General features: G+C 63.5%; 12 protein-coding genes. 4 read left to right on the plus strand and 8 right to left on the minus strand.

The window, feature by feature from the left end:
• Window positions 1-112 precede the first annotated feature (112 nt).
• The 5 genes from BLV07_RS28055 to BLV07_RS28075 all read right to left on the minus strand — a co-directional run bounded on the left by BLV07_RS28055 (window position 113) and on the right by BLV07_RS28075 (window position 6,972).
• Window positions 113-1,108, minus strand: coding sequence for an IS110 family RNA-guided transposase (locus BLV07_RS28055; protein ID WP_091892429.1), 996 nt, complete (start codon window positions 1,106-1,108; stop codon window positions 113-115).
• A 409-nt stretch (window positions 1,109-1,517) separates the two neighbouring features.
• The gene (locus BLV07_RS28060) at window positions 1,518-2,441 is read right to left on the minus strand and encodes an MBL fold metallo-hydrolase (RefSeq protein ID WP_176945807.1); all 924 of its coding nucleotides are present in this window, start codon (window positions 2,439-2,441) and stop codon (window positions 1,518-1,520) included.
• Between the two features lie 186 nt (window positions 2,442-2,627).
• Window positions 2,628-3,842, minus strand: a complete 1,215-nt coding sequence (locus tag BLV07_RS28065) for an acyl-CoA dehydrogenase (RefSeq protein ID WP_091892433.1) — start codon at window positions 3,840-3,842, stop codon at window positions 2,628-2,630.
• A 146-nt stretch (window positions 3,843-3,988) separates the two neighbouring features.
• Window positions 3,989-5,065, minus strand: coding sequence for a 3,4-dihydroxy-2-butanone-4-phosphate synthase (ribB, locus tag BLV07_RS28070; protein ID WP_091892435.1), 1,077 nt, complete (start codon window positions 5,063-5,065; stop codon window positions 3,989-3,991).
• Between the two features lie 176 nt (window positions 5,066-5,241).
• Window positions 5,242-6,972 (minus strand): cation:proton antiporter domain-containing protein, encoded by a 1,731-nt coding sequence (locus BLV07_RS28075; RefSeq protein WP_091892437.1) that lies wholly within the window; start codon window positions 6,970-6,972, stop codon window positions 5,242-5,244.
• A 67-nt stretch (window positions 6,973-7,039) separates the two neighbouring features.
• Between BLV07_RS28075 and BLV07_RS28080 the strand changes: the two genes are divergently transcribed.
• Together BLV07_RS28080 and BLV07_RS28085 are read left to right on the plus strand one after the other, a co-directional pair.
• Window positions 7,040-7,567: a DUF3124 domain-containing protein gene (locus BLV07_RS28080; protein WP_349525478.1), complete on the plus strand. Its 528-nt coding sequence runs from the start codon at window positions 7,040-7,042 to the stop codon at window positions 7,565-7,567.
• 51 nt (window positions 7,568-7,618) lie between these two features.
• Window positions 7,619-8,851: an aminotransferase-like domain-containing protein gene (locus tag BLV07_RS28085; protein WP_091892441.1), complete on the plus strand. Its 1,233-nt coding sequence runs from the start codon at window positions 7,619-7,621 to the stop codon at window positions 8,849-8,851.
• A gap of 34 nt (window positions 8,852-8,885) precedes the next feature.
• Here the strand turns inward: BLV07_RS28085 and BLV07_RS28090 are convergent, their stop codons facing one another.
• Window positions 8,886-9,158, minus strand: a complete 273-nt coding sequence (locus BLV07_RS28090) for a helix-turn-helix domain-containing protein (protein ID WP_091892443.1) — start codon at window positions 9,156-9,158, stop codon at window positions 8,886-8,888.
• 157 nt (window positions 9,159-9,315) lie between these two features.
• Here BLV07_RS28090 and BLV07_RS28095 point away from each other — a divergent pair, with 157 nt between their 5' ends.
• On the plus strand, window positions 9,316-9,768 hold the full coding sequence (locus tag BLV07_RS28095; protein ID WP_176945808.1) for a hypothetical protein: 453 nt from the start codon (window positions 9,316-9,318) through the stop codon (window positions 9,766-9,768).
• Between the two features lie 81 nt (window positions 9,769-9,849).
• Window positions 9,850-10,077 (plus strand): hypothetical protein, encoded by a 228-nt coding sequence (locus tag BLV07_RS28100; protein ID WP_091892629.1) that lies wholly within the window; start codon window positions 9,850-9,852, stop codon window positions 10,075-10,077.
• Between the two features lie 402 nt (window positions 10,078-10,479).
• On the opposite strand, the gene BLV07_RS28105 is transcribed toward BLV07_RS28100, so the two are convergent.
• Both BLV07_RS28105 and BLV07_RS28110 read right to left on the minus strand, forming a co-directional pair.
• Window positions 10,480-11,343, minus strand: a complete 864-nt coding sequence (locus tag BLV07_RS28105; protein ID WP_091892445.1) for a DUF3108 domain-containing protein — start codon at window positions 11,341-11,343, stop codon at window positions 10,480-10,482.
• 196 nt (window positions 11,344-11,539) lie between these two features.
• Entirely contained in the window at window positions 11,540-12,154 is a 615-nt protein-coding gene (locus BLV07_RS28110; protein WP_244551233.1) for an SDR family NAD(P)-dependent oxidoreductase, read from the minus strand.
• Window positions 12,155-12,264 lie beyond the last annotated feature (110 nt).

Consider the following 12,264-nt stretch of genomic DNA (forward strand, 5'->3'; position numbering starts at 1 on the left):
GCGGGGAGCAACTGTGTTGAAGTAGCCCGGCGATCGGCCGGCCTCAAGGCTGGCGCTTGCGCGCCACCGCCTCCGGCGGCTGACGGCCTTGACCCCGTCCGCTCACCGGTCTTCAGGCCGTGCATGCGCTCGGCGGAAGCCGAGCGGAGTCGCTCACTTCGTACCGACTGGCGTCCCATTTCTCACCGCGCGCGATCATAACGTTGAGGATCACGATCAGCTTGCGCATACAGGCAGTAAGCGCAACCTTCGGCTCTTTGCCTTTGGTGATCAGGCGATCGTAGAAGGCCTTGAGCACGGGGTTGTGCCGTGTCGCAGCTCCCATACACGCCATGTAGAAGAGATTGCGGACTTTGCGGCGCCCGCCCTGGATATGGCGGATGCCTCGACGCTTGCCGCTGTCGTGATCGTAGGGCGCAGCCCCCAGCAACGCCGCAGCAACTTTGTTGCTCATCTGGCCGAGTTCCGGCATCGACCCGATGAGCCCGGCGGACGTGCTCCCGGCAAGACCCGGCACGCTCTCGATGATCTCGGCGAGCTCGGCAAATCGCGGCGTGGCCTTGATCAATGCTGCGATCGCGGCTTCGAGCTTGGCAATTTCGGCGGCGATCTGCTTTCGCAGGCGATCCTGCATCTTCCGCACGACGTCAGGTGTGGAATGCTCCCTCCTGTTTTGCAAGCTGGTCTGCGCGTCGATCAGAGCCTGGCGCGCAGTCACGATCTGCGCCAGCTTCTCACGTGCCGCATCGTAGGTTTGGCCTCTTGCCTCGATGAAGGTCTCGGTGAACCAGGCGATCATCGCCGCATCGATCGGATCGTTCTTGGCGAGTCGTCCAGCCGATTTGGCGAAGTTCCGCACCCGCTTTGGGTCCACGACCAGGGCTTCGATACCAGCCTCGCGCAGCGCCTTGGCCCACTCCCGCTCATAGCCGCCGGAAGCCTCCATGGCTGCCTTGCCGACTTTGTGCTTGCGAAGCCAGCGGATCAGTGATCGCCGTCCCTCTGGCGTGCTTGGGAACGTCTGCCGTAGCGACAACGAGCGAATGCACGCATCCACCTTGTCCTTGGCCACATCGAGACCGACGACAATCAGCTCATTCTGTGCCATCGTCCACTCCCTTCCTTGCTCGGTTCGGGCTCCAAGCCCTTGCAACTGTTCGGGTTGAGGAAGACACCGGATCTGTCCCTCGCTCCCCGACAGGCTCGAGGCCTTTGAGGTCGGACGGGCTCAGATCCAGCGACGGGCGGTTGGTCAGAACCGCCCGTTCGCACATCCTGGCAAATTTTACAGACACAAGAGGTCGGATTGCTTTGGCGCGCAATTGCGCGCCTGAGCAATCCGGGTCAGGGGCCGCAACATTCGGCGACGCCGTAACCCCTCACCCGGATCGCATCTTTCGATGCGATCCGACCTCTCCCTACGGGAGAGGTGAATTCCGGGCCGCCTAGGATATCGAGATTGTGGCGCAAGATTCCGGGCTCGATGCTGCGCATCGTCCCGGAACGACAGTGGGACACTAGGCGCTAGCCATCCGATATGTCCCGCCGATCACGGGATCGCCATCCGTCGCGACCACGCCTCGCGCGACCAGATCTTCCAGGTGCGCCAGCACGGAGTAGCCAGCGGCGGTTGTCAGCCTGGGATCGATCCCGATATAGATCGCGCGCACCATGGTCGGGATGTCGGCCTCGCCCTTGGCGAGGCGATGCAGGATCGAAGCCTCGCGCGCCTTGCGATGACGGATCAGGAAACGCACGAAGCGCGGACCGTCCGGAATCTCCGGGCCATGGCCCGAGAAATAGAGATCTTCCTCGCGGGACGCGAGGCGGTCCAGCGAGTCCATGTAGTCGATCATCGAGCCGTCGGGCGGCGCTACGATCGATGTCGACCAGCCCATGACGTGATCACCGACGAAGTTGAATTTCCGCTCGGGCCAGGCAAAGGCGAGATGGTTTGCGGTGTGGCCGGGCGTTGCCACCGCCTCGAGCTGCCAACCGGCGCCTTCGACGACGTCGCCATGGGCGATCCTGACATCGGGCGCGAAATCGCGGTCCGCGCCGGATTCCGGATTGTGCTTCTCGCTCTCGAAGCGCGGGCGCGAGGCCCGGTGCGGGCCTTCGGCATAAACAGGCGCGCCGGTCGCCTGCTTGATCCGCGCGGTGTTCGGCGAATGGTCGCGGTGGGTGTGGGTGACGAAGATATGGCTCACCGTCTCACCGCGCACGGCATTGAGCAGCGCTGCCGCATGCGCCGCGTCGTCCGGGCCGGGGTCGATGATTGCGACATTGCCGGTGCCGACGATGTAACTGACCGTGCCGGTGAAGGTGAAAGGGCTCGGATTGTTACAGAGCACGCGCCGCACGCCGGGGCGGACCTCCTCGACGATTCCGGGCCTCAGCGGAAAGTTGCGGTTGAACGGGACATCGTCATTGTCGGACATGGGACTTCCTGTGCACTGCTGCCCCAACCCCCGCCGTCATACCCCGCGAAGGGGTATCCAGTACGCCGCGGCGCCTGTGACGAAGGCGAGGTCTCTGGGATACCGGATCGCCCGCCCCAGTGCGCATTGCGCACAAGGCGGGTGATGACAACGGAGCAAACTAGCCACAGCCGAAGAAAGCGGCGACTAGAAAAACGCCTGAATGCCCGTGATCGCGCGGCCCAGGATCAGGGCGTGGACGTCGTGGGTGCCCTCATAGGTGTTGACCGTCTCGAGGTTATGGACGTGGCGCATCACGTGATACTCGATCGAGATGCCGTTGCCGCCGTGCATGTCGCGGGCGGTGCGGGCGATGTCGAGCGCCTTGCCGCAATTGTTGCGCTTCATGATCGAGATCATCTCGGGCGCGAACTTGCCCTCGTCCATCAGGCGGCCGACACGAAGCGAGCCCTGCAGGCCGAGCGCGATCTCGGTCTCCATGTCGGCGAGCTTCTTCTGCACCAGCTGGGTCGCGGCGAGCGGCTTGCCGAACTGCTTGCGGTCGAGCGTGTACTGGCGGGCGCGGTGCATGCAGTCCTCGGCGGCCCCTAACGCACCCCAGGAGATGCCGTAACGGGCGCGGTTGAGACAGCCGAACGGGCCCTTCAGGCCGGAGACGTTGGGCAGCAGCGCGTCTTCGGGAACCACGACGCCGTCCATCACGACCTCGCCGGTAATGGAGGCGCGAAGCGACAGCTTGCCGCCGATCTTCGGCGCGGAGAGGCCCTTCATGCCCTTCTCCAGCACGAAGCCGCGGATCTGGTTGTCATGCGCCGCCGACTTGGCCCACACCACGAACACATCGGCGATCGGCGCGTTCGAGATCCACATCTTGCTGCCGGTGAGGCGATAGCCGTCCGAAACCTTCTCGGCGCGCGTCTTCATGCCGGCCGGGTCGGAGCCGGCATCGGGCTCGGTCAGGCCGAAGCAGCCGACCCACTCGCCGCTGGCGAGCTTCGGCAGGTACTTCTTGCGCTGGTTCTCGTCGCCATAGGCGTAGATCGGATACATCACCAGCGAGGACTGCACCGAGTTCATCGAGCGATAGCCGGAATCGACCCGCTCGATCTCGCGCGCGACGAGGCCATAGGCGACGTAGCTCGCATTGGCGCAGCCATATTCCTCGGGCAGCGTGATGCCGATCAGGCCGAGCTCACCCATTTCGTTGAAGATCTCGCGATCCGTTTTCTCTTCGAGATAGGCCTGGGAGACACGTGGCAGCAGCTTGTCCTGGGCATAGGCGCGGGCAGTGTCGCGCACCATGCGCTCGTCTTCGGTGAGCTGCTCGTCGAGCAGGAACGGATCGTCCCACTGGAAAGAAGCCGCAGCCGGCTTGTCCTTGGCCTGAGGGCGCACGCTCATGAAACGTCCTTTCGCGTCTGGTTCCGTCATAAATTGCCCGACAAATTAAAGCGCCGCGGCAACAAGTGCAATTGCATCCTGGTTTCGGTCATTCCGGGGCGAGGCGAAACGTCGAACCCGCAATCTCCTCGCCTCTACACTACGTGTCAGCTTTCGAGCTGCTCGTTGGCAACGATCTCGATGCCGAAGCCCGACAGGCCCTTGTAGTCGTGCACCGAGGAGGTGAGATGCCGGATCGAGGTGACGCCGAGATCGCGCAGGATCTGCGCGCCAACGCCGACCTCACGCCACTGGCGGTTGCGGTCGGCTTCCGTGGACGTCTCGTCCGGCAGCGGCTCCACGGGCACACCGGCTGCGCCATCACGCAGGTAAACCAGCACGCCTCGGCCGGATTTCTTGAAATGCTCGAGCACCGCCGCCATGCGCTTGTGGCCGGTGAAAGCGTCCTTGACGATGTTCGGCTTGTGGAAGCGCGTCAGCACGTTCTTGCCGTCACCGACGCCATTGTAGACGAAGGCGACGTGGGCGATGGAATCGAACGGCGAGCGATAGGCATAGCCCTGCAAGGGCCCGATCGGGCTCTCGGTGACGAAGGTCGAGACCCGCTCGATCAGCTTCTCGCGCCCCTGGCGGTAAGCGATCATGTCCGCGATGGTGACGTGCTTGAGCTTGTGCTCGGCGGCGAAGCGGGCGACTTGCTCGCCCTTCATCACGCTGCCGTCGTCGTTCATGAGCTCGCTGATGACGCCGACCGGCGGCAGGCCGGAGAGCTTGCAGAGGTCGACTGCGGCCTCGGTATGGCCGGAGCGCAGCAGCACGCCGCCATCCTTGGCGATCAGCGGAAAGATGTGGCCCGGGCGGGCGAAGTCGTTGGCGCCGACATTGGGATTGGACAGCGCCCGGCAGCACGAGGCGCGCTCCTCGGCGGAGATGCCGGTGCCGCCGTCGGGCTTGTAGTCGATCGAGACCGTGAACGCGGTGGTGTGCGCGGAATCGTTGTGGGCGACCATCGGATCGAGCCGCAGGCGGCGCGCGTCCTCCGTGGTCACGGGCGCGCAGACGATGCCGGAGGTGTGGCGGATGATGAACGCCATCTTCTCGGCGGTGCAGAGCGAGGCAGCGACGATCAGATCGCCCTCGCCCTCGCGATCCTCATCATCGGTGACGACGACAAGCTCGCCCCGGGCAAAGGCCTGCAAGACTTCCTGAATGCTATCGGGCATTTCCCAATCTCTATCGGTTATGGCCGGGAGGCTTAGCCGGACTTGAGCCGGGGCGCTAGTCTTCCCAGCGCAACCACATATGCCGGACGGCAGGCCTGCCAGGGTGGTTCAGGCTTGCACCGAAGATACCAGGGATATAGGCGCCAACCGCTGGAAAGGAAGGCGGCCGGGCGCGGTCAGGGCAGCACTTCACGCCGCTCGCCGAGCCGCTGATCGAGCTCGGCGCGCTTGTCGGCCAGAAGGCCGGCCTGGGCGGCTTCGATTACCGTGAACAGCTCGTGGGCATCGCTGAGCCGGGTCACGGTGACATAGCTGGCGCCGGCGTCGTAGAGCTCGCCGACATCGGCCAGGAGGTCGGCGGTCGCCACGATCAGGGCGGTGGGGTTGAGCGCGCGGACGTGGCGGACCAGCTTCTCGTTGGTGGCGCCCTTCAGCAGGGAATCCGGCACGCTGAGAATGATCATCTCGGACTTGCCGACACCGGCATGGAGCAGCGTGTCGACATTGCTGATGTCGCCATAGATCACGTGCAGGCCGCGCGAGAGCAGGGTCTGGTACACATTGGGGTTGAAATCGACCACCGTGATCTGCTCCAGCAGCACCGGCGTCTGCCGTTCGATCTCGGCCAAAAGCGCGCTCGCCGCACGGAAAAAGCCGAGGATGACGATGCGGCGGGCCTCGCCATGGCCACCCCCATGGGCCTCCTCGGCATGTCCGCTGCCATGATCGAGGTCGCGCAGGCCGATCCGCTTCAGGGGGCCGATCATCCAGCGGGTGATCTCGTCGCTGCGCGTCATCACGAAGGTGGAGAGCACGGCCAGCACCACGAAGGCGAAGGAGGCCGCGTTCGCCGTCTCCGGCGCGATATGGTGGTCGGCGATGCCGGTCTGGATCACCACCAGCGAGAACTCGGAGATCTGGGCGAGGTTGAGGGCCGGCAACAGGCTCGCACGGAGCCCCTGCTTCATCAGGTAGAGCGGGATGAAGGTGGTGATGAGGCGGCTCACCACGGTAAACGCCGCGATCATCAAGGCGAGCCCGATCACGGAGAGGCCGGGCACGGGAATGGTCATGCCGAGCGCGACGAAGAACAGCGTGATGAAGAAATCGCGGAGCGTGGTGACCTTGGCGGTGACGTCGAGCGCGTAAGGAAAGGTCGAGAGCGAGACGCCGGCGATCAGCGCGCCCATCTCGCGCGACAGCGACAGCCGCTCCGCCGTTTCGGCGACGAGAAAGCACCAGGCGAGCGCGCCGAGCAGGATCAGCTCGGGCCGTCGTGCGATCTGGTGGAACAGACGCGGCAGCACGTAGCGGCTGACCAGGAGCGCGGCGGCGACCAGCACCGCGACGCGGCCGATCGAGAGCAGGATGACGCTGACTTGCAGATTGGCGAGGCTCGGCTGCACCGCCAGGAACAGGATGGCGAAGATATCCTGAAGCACCAGCACGCCGAGGGTGATGCGGCCCGGCAGCGTGTCGAGTTCGCGCTTCTCGTAGAGCACCTTGACGATGATGACGGTGCTCGACAAGGCGCAGGCGACGCAGAGATAGACCGCATCGAAATGCCCGCCGCCGAGCGACAGGCCGATGCCGACGAAGAACAGGACCCCGAGCAGGCAGCCCCCGAGCAGCTGGCCGCCCGCCGCGAACAGGATCACCTTTCCCGCCCGCACGATCTTCTTCAGGTCGATCTCCAGCCCGATCATGAACAGCATGAAAATCAGGCCGAGCTCGGAGATGACGCTGATCGATTCCTGCGATTTGACCCAGCCGGCGCCGAATGGACCTATGCAGAAGCCGGCGATAAGGTAGGCCAGGATCAGGGGTTGCCGGGAGAAATGGGCGAGCAGGCCCAGCATCCAGGCAAACAGAATACAGAGAGTGATGTCGCGAATGAGCTCGTGCATGCTAAATTGGTCCGTTTTGCCGCACCCTAGAGACGGGTTGCGGTGCGGCAAGCGAGCAATTCGTCACATGTGGAAAGGGCTCTTCACGGCAATGCTGCTATGCCCCCTCGCCTACGCCGTGCCGGCCGCCGCGCAATCCAAGGTCAGTATCGAACAAAACTTTGCTGATTCGCTAACCGCGATGCCGAAGGAAGAACTTGCCGTCTCCGGCGGGTTCTACGTGCCCGCCTATTCCAGCGTCGCGATGAGCCAGGGCAAGCTGCGTGTCGACTTCTCGGTGACGCTGAGCGTGCACAACGCCTCCGAGACCCAGCCGCTGGTGGTCAAACGCATCGCCTATTTCGACACCGCAGGCAAGCAGGTCGAGAGTTATCTGAAGGCGCCGGTCGCCTTGAGGCCGCTCGCCACCGTCTCGATCTTCATTCCGACCGACGACGTCCGCGGCGGGACCGGAGCCAATTTTCTCGTCGACTGGGCCGCAACAAGCGAGATCGCCGAGCCTGTGGTCGAGGCCTTGATGGTTGGCGGCGTCGCCAATGCGCATTACGCTTTCATCAGCCAGGGACGTCCGACCCGGACGGCCAGCAGGAAGTAAGACAGGCCGGTGCAACGCCGGCCACCAACAAGAACAAGACGAGGAACGCCCATGACCTCCAGCTTCGATTTCGCGCCCCTGTTTCCCGCAGGGCTGCCGGCCCCCTCTGCGCGCTGGACGGGCCTTGCCAAATACAGCTTCGTCGGCGGCAACAACGACTCCGAGCAGGTGCCGCTCGAGGGCCTGATCGAGGCGACGAACCTGGCGCTGCAACGCGAGGGCCGCTCGCTTGCCACCTACGGGCTGGCGCACGGTCCCCAGGGTTACCTGCCCTTGCGCGAATTCCTGGTGACAAAACTCAAGCGCGATGCCGGCATCGCCTGCACGGTCGACGATCTCCTGATCGTCTCGGGCTCGCTCCAGGCGCTCGACCTCGTCAACGCCACGCTGCTGACGCGCGGCGATACCGTGATTTTCGAGCAGGAGAGCTATCAGGGCGCGCTGACGCGCCTGGCGCGGCTCGGCGTCAATGTGGTGGGCATTCCCCTCGACAGGGACGGCATGCGCATGGATGTGCTGGCTTCCACGCTAGCCGACCTGAAGAGCCGCGGCATCCGGCCGAAATACATCTACACCATCCCGACTGTGCAGAACCCGACCGGCAGCATCATGCCGGAGAGCCGGCGCACGGAGCTGCTGCGCCTGTCATCGGAATACGGCGTGCCGATCTTCGAGGACGATTGCTATGCCGATCTCGTCTGGTCGGGCCAACGGCCACCTGCGATCCATGCGATGAGCCGAAACGGCGGCGTGATCCATATCGGCTCGTTCTCGAAGTCGATCGCGCCGGCACTGCGCGTCGGCTTCGTCGTGGCGCCCTGGGATGTGATGTCGCGGATGCTGGCCCTGAAGACGGATGCCGGCTCGGGCGCGTTGGAGCAGATGGTGCTCGCCACCTATTGCAAGCCGCATTTTTCCACCCATGTGCCGGCCCTGACAAAGGCGCTGCGCACCAAGCTCGATACGCTGATGGAAGCCCTCAACGAGCAGTTCGGGACGGCGGCGGAGTTCGAGGAGCCCAAGGGCGGCATCTTCCTCTGGGTGAAGCTGCCCGACCAGGTCGATACGCTCAAGCTCTATCAGGCCGCGCTGGCCGCCGGCGTCTCGATCAATCCGGGGCCGGAATGGTCGACCAACAAGAACCATTCCAGCTCGCGGCTGAGGCTCTGCTTTGCGAGCCCGACGCATCAGCAGATCCGTGAGGGCGTCGCTGTGCTGGCCGAGGTCTGCCGCAAGGAATTTGGCGTGCCGGCCCGTAGCGCCAATGTGGAGAAGCGGGCCTAAGGTTCGCTTCAGGCCACCTCCTTAGGCCAGCTCCTTAGGCCGCCTGGGGCTGGCTGCTGTGGATCGCGGAGGCGAGCCGCAGCAACAGGACGATCGAGACGTTGCCCTTGCCGGCCTCGATCTGGGCGATGTACCGCTCGGAAATCCCGGAGCGGCGGGCCAGCTCGCGGCGCGACAGGTCGCAGCGCGTACGCGAGGACCTTAAGCGCTCGCCCAGCTCGGCCAGAAACGCGGTCTCGGAATAAGGCGGCACGGCGCAGCTCCCCGGGAGCACTTCGCCCGCAAAATCCACGACTTGATTCAGCATTGGTCTATCCACGTTCGCCTTCGGGAAGCACATCCTAACCCGGAAACGGCCGGCCTCATTGACGCGGATCAAATTCGCGCGCGATCGGCAGCTGGCGTGGACGGCCGTGCGCGGGATGCTACACTTTGGAATTCTTCGAGGCGGGGCTTGCCAGGACATGACGCGTTGTTTGAGCCGCTGGATCGCGGCTGCGCTGCTGTGGGTCGCACTCGCGTCCGCGGCGCGTGCCGAGACGCTTGCGGCGACGGTCGAACAATGGGGCCTGCTCGGCTCTTGGGCGGTCGACTGCGCGGTTCGGCCCGACCGCGACAAGCGCGCGCTCTTGACCTACGAGATCAGGAAGGACGGCCGGGTGATGTACCGGCGCAACTTCGGCGACGCCAGGGACGAGAACGAGGTGGTCTCCGCCACGGTCAATGCCGAGGGCCTGCTCAATGTGATGGTGTTCTTCCCCTCGCTGCATCAGACGCGCGAATTTGGACTCCTCTTGCAGAAGGATGGCAGCCTGCGCGCGATCTACAATCGCAGCGAGCGCGGCGAGTACACGATCAGGGACGGCAAATACGTCGCGACTGGCGCGCCGACACCGGCGCAGCAACGCTGCGATTAACAGCCGTTCAGAATTCTCCCGCAGTTCCTCCGGAACGTTCGCGTGCACGCGCGGTTGTGCATTCGATTGGAGGAGGACATCATGAAGAGGCTTGGTTATGTGGTTGCAGCACTCGGCGCGCTGGTGATCGCGGCGCCGACGCTGGCGAGCGCCGAGACGGTGGTGATCAAGCGCGGTCATCATCACGGCCCGTACGGTGCCCGCGCCGAATATCGCATGCACCATGACTACGGCTGGCATCGCGGCTGGCACCATCGCGGTGACAAGGTCGTCGTGATCAAGCGCAGTCACCGCCACCACTGGGACTAACGCGCAACGCAGCATGGAGATGGCCCCTCACGGGGCCATCTCTTTGCGTTCTTTCTTCCTTCTCCCCTTGTGGGAAAAGGACGAATTGGCCGAAGGCACTGAGAAGAAAGGTTCTTCCCATCTCCGGCCTTCGGGCAATACTGTAATTTGATACTGTATTCCCAGGCCCCGCCTATCCTGCATATCCCCATGAAAAAAGCGGCCCTGGATCGGGGCCGCCCGCCTTCGGAGGGGCGGTCAGTGCGGCTCAATATCATCGGGCGGCGAACGCTGATATGCGGCGCCATCCTGATCGTGGCGACCATGATCGCTCATTGGTTCGGATGGCCCGCCGGCCTCTCGGAGTTGCGCGGCAGGAAGGCTGCTTCGGCCGGAACCAGAAACATTGCGATGTTCTCAACATCATCGTGCACTTGCTCTGTTGGACACCATCTGCGCCGGCTCGATGCTGTACTCTTCAAGCGCCAATCTTGCCGTCCCCAACGGCAGCGGCACCGTCGCGGATATCAGCATGGCGTAAGGGACGTCTGACAATGGGGCCAGCCGAACCTTGATGTCCTGGTTAGCCATCATGGACTTCGTCATGGTGGAGTCCGGATTGTAACCAGCGATCGGCTTGTAGCTTACCGAGCAAACCGCGACGGACCCTGTGTAAGCTTTCGATTTCAAATCTTCGTAACCGGCATAAGCAAATTCGATGTCCGCGCGAGTCGCTCCGGTGAACAGGCGCAAGGTCCGATTGCACACTGAGGGGCCGAGCTCTCCGCCGCTCTGTGCCAGTGGCATGATTAGGGCACTTAGAGGGTCAACGACGTTCCTCTTGTGCTCTTCGACCAGCGGAACCAGCGGGCCGCTCTTCTCAAACGGCGGCTCGATTTCGGCGGCCTTTGCGTTGCCGCCTGCCAATGCCACGCGGATGGTGCGCGTCTCGGATCCGGTTTGGCTTAGCAAGTAGGACGAGGGCCGGATCAAGCCGCCTTTCAACGCGCCCTTGGACTTTATGCTTATGTTGAAGGACCTCGCGACCGCCGCTAAGCCGCTGAGCCGCGCATTTAGATCAGCTTCATAGTTCACCGGACCGACGTTGTTCACGATAATGAGTTCACCGAGTTGAACCCCCAGATATGACACTGAATACCTGGCGCGGATCGTGGCGGCGTCAGCCGTTGGCACCTGCGTCGTCAGGGTTGACGCCAGGAAGATCACCTGAAACGCACGTCGCTTTGAGAAGATTAGTTGGCGCAAAAAAACCGGGGCAGCGCTCATAAGGATTTCCTCTCATTGTCGCGGTAGCGGAACCGATCGCGCCATGTGAATCCGAGTCCGGTTGGGATGTCGGCTATCCGCATCAAGATTGGGAAAGCGCTCCGCCAAGACACTGTCCAACCGATATTGCTTCACGATCACGAGGGACGGGTGATCTCCTTTTGGAGGTTGATCTCCAACATGGTCTTCCTTCACATCACGCGTGAGGCTGCACCGGTAGGATCGCCTCAGCCCGATCGCGCTTGGAAATGAGGGTCAAGATCTCCTCGGCGATTTCGTCGGGGTCGATCACAGGCAGCCTCGGATCGAGCGGCTTGCCGTCGGATGTCATGGCGCGAAGCCCCGCCGAGCGATCAATGACCGCGCCGATGTTGACCGTACCGGCGTAGACGCCCTTGGACGCCACTTCGGCATTGAGCGTGAAGGCGTAATTGCGCGCGGCCGCCATCAACGGGCCGACACCACTTATGCCAGCCATCGTCACCACGGCCGTGAGGCCGCCGACAATGACCACCGCGCCATCGCCACGAGCGAGCATGTTGGGCAACACAGCGTGCGACACTTCGATCGGCGCGAACGTGAAGATAGGCGCCATCGACTGAAGCTTTGATGCGTCGAGGTCGACTGCCGGTACAAAGCCGATGTGGGAGGGGACCGGACAGTAGACGGCGACGTCGATTGAGCCGAGCCCCTCCTGGATCGAGCGGACGAGTTCGGGAATGCCCTCAAGGTTTGTGAGATCCGCCGGGAACGCCGCGGCCTCGATACCGACGCGAGCGAGTTTATCCAGCGGTTCAGCGCGACGCGCCACAAGTGCGACGCGATAGCCTTTGCGCCCGAACCGATTGGCGAAGGAAGCCCGAGGCCACTGCCGGCACCGAAAATTGCGATTGTCTTCTTGTCAGTCATAACGCACTCCAA

It is taken from the genome of Bradyrhizobium sp. Rc2d (assembly GCF_900099855.1).
In the GTDB taxonomy this organism is placed as follows: Bacteria; Pseudomonadota; Alphaproteobacteria; order Rhizobiales; family Xanthobacteraceae; genus Bradyrhizobium.

What these genes read in the sequence shown, in the direction of transcription:
- BLV07_RS28055 (WP_091892429.1), bottom strand. Translation starts at nt 1,108, where the DNA reads ATGGCACAGAATGAGCTGATTGTCGTCGGTCTCGATGTGGCCAAGGAC.
- BLV07_RS28060 (WP_176945807.1), bottom strand. Translation starts at nt 2,441, where the DNA reads ATGTCCGACAATGACGATGTCCCGTTCAACCGCAACTTTCCGCTGAGG.
- BLV07_RS28065 (WP_091892433.1), bottom strand. Translation starts at nt 3,842, where the DNA reads ATGAGCGTGCGCCCTCAGGCCAAGGACAAGCCGGCTGCGGCTTCTTTC.
- ribB (WP_091892435.1), bottom strand. Translation starts at nt 5,065, where the DNA reads ATGCCCGATAGCATTCAGGAAGTCTTGCAGGCCTTTGCCCGGGGCGAG.
- BLV07_RS28075 (WP_091892437.1), bottom strand. Translation starts at nt 6,972, where the DNA reads ATGCACGAGCTCATTCGCGACATCACTCTCTGTATTCTGTTTGCCTGG.
- BLV07_RS28080 (WP_349525478.1), top strand. Translation starts at nt 7,040, where the DNA reads ATGTGGAAAGGGCTCTTCACGGCAATGCTGCTATGCCCCCTCGCCTAC.
- BLV07_RS28085 (WP_091892441.1), top strand. Translation starts at nt 7,619, where the DNA reads ATGACCTCCAGCTTCGATTTCGCGCCCCTGTTTCCCGCAGGGCTGCCG.
- BLV07_RS28090 (WP_091892443.1), bottom strand. Translation starts at nt 9,158, where the DNA reads ATGCTGAATCAAGTCGTGGATTTTGCGGGCGAAGTGCTCCCGGGGAGC.
- BLV07_RS28095 (WP_176945808.1), top strand. Translation starts at nt 9,316, where the DNA reads ATGACGCGTTGTTTGAGCCGCTGGATCGCGGCTGCGCTGCTGTGGGTC.
- BLV07_RS28100 (WP_091892629.1), top strand. Translation starts at nt 9,850, where the DNA reads ATGAAGAGGCTTGGTTATGTGGTTGCAGCACTCGGCGCGCTGGTGATC.
- BLV07_RS28105 (WP_091892445.1), bottom strand. Translation starts at nt 11,343, where the DNA reads ATGAGCGCTGCCCCGGTTTTTTTGCGCCAACTAATCTTCTCAAAGCGA.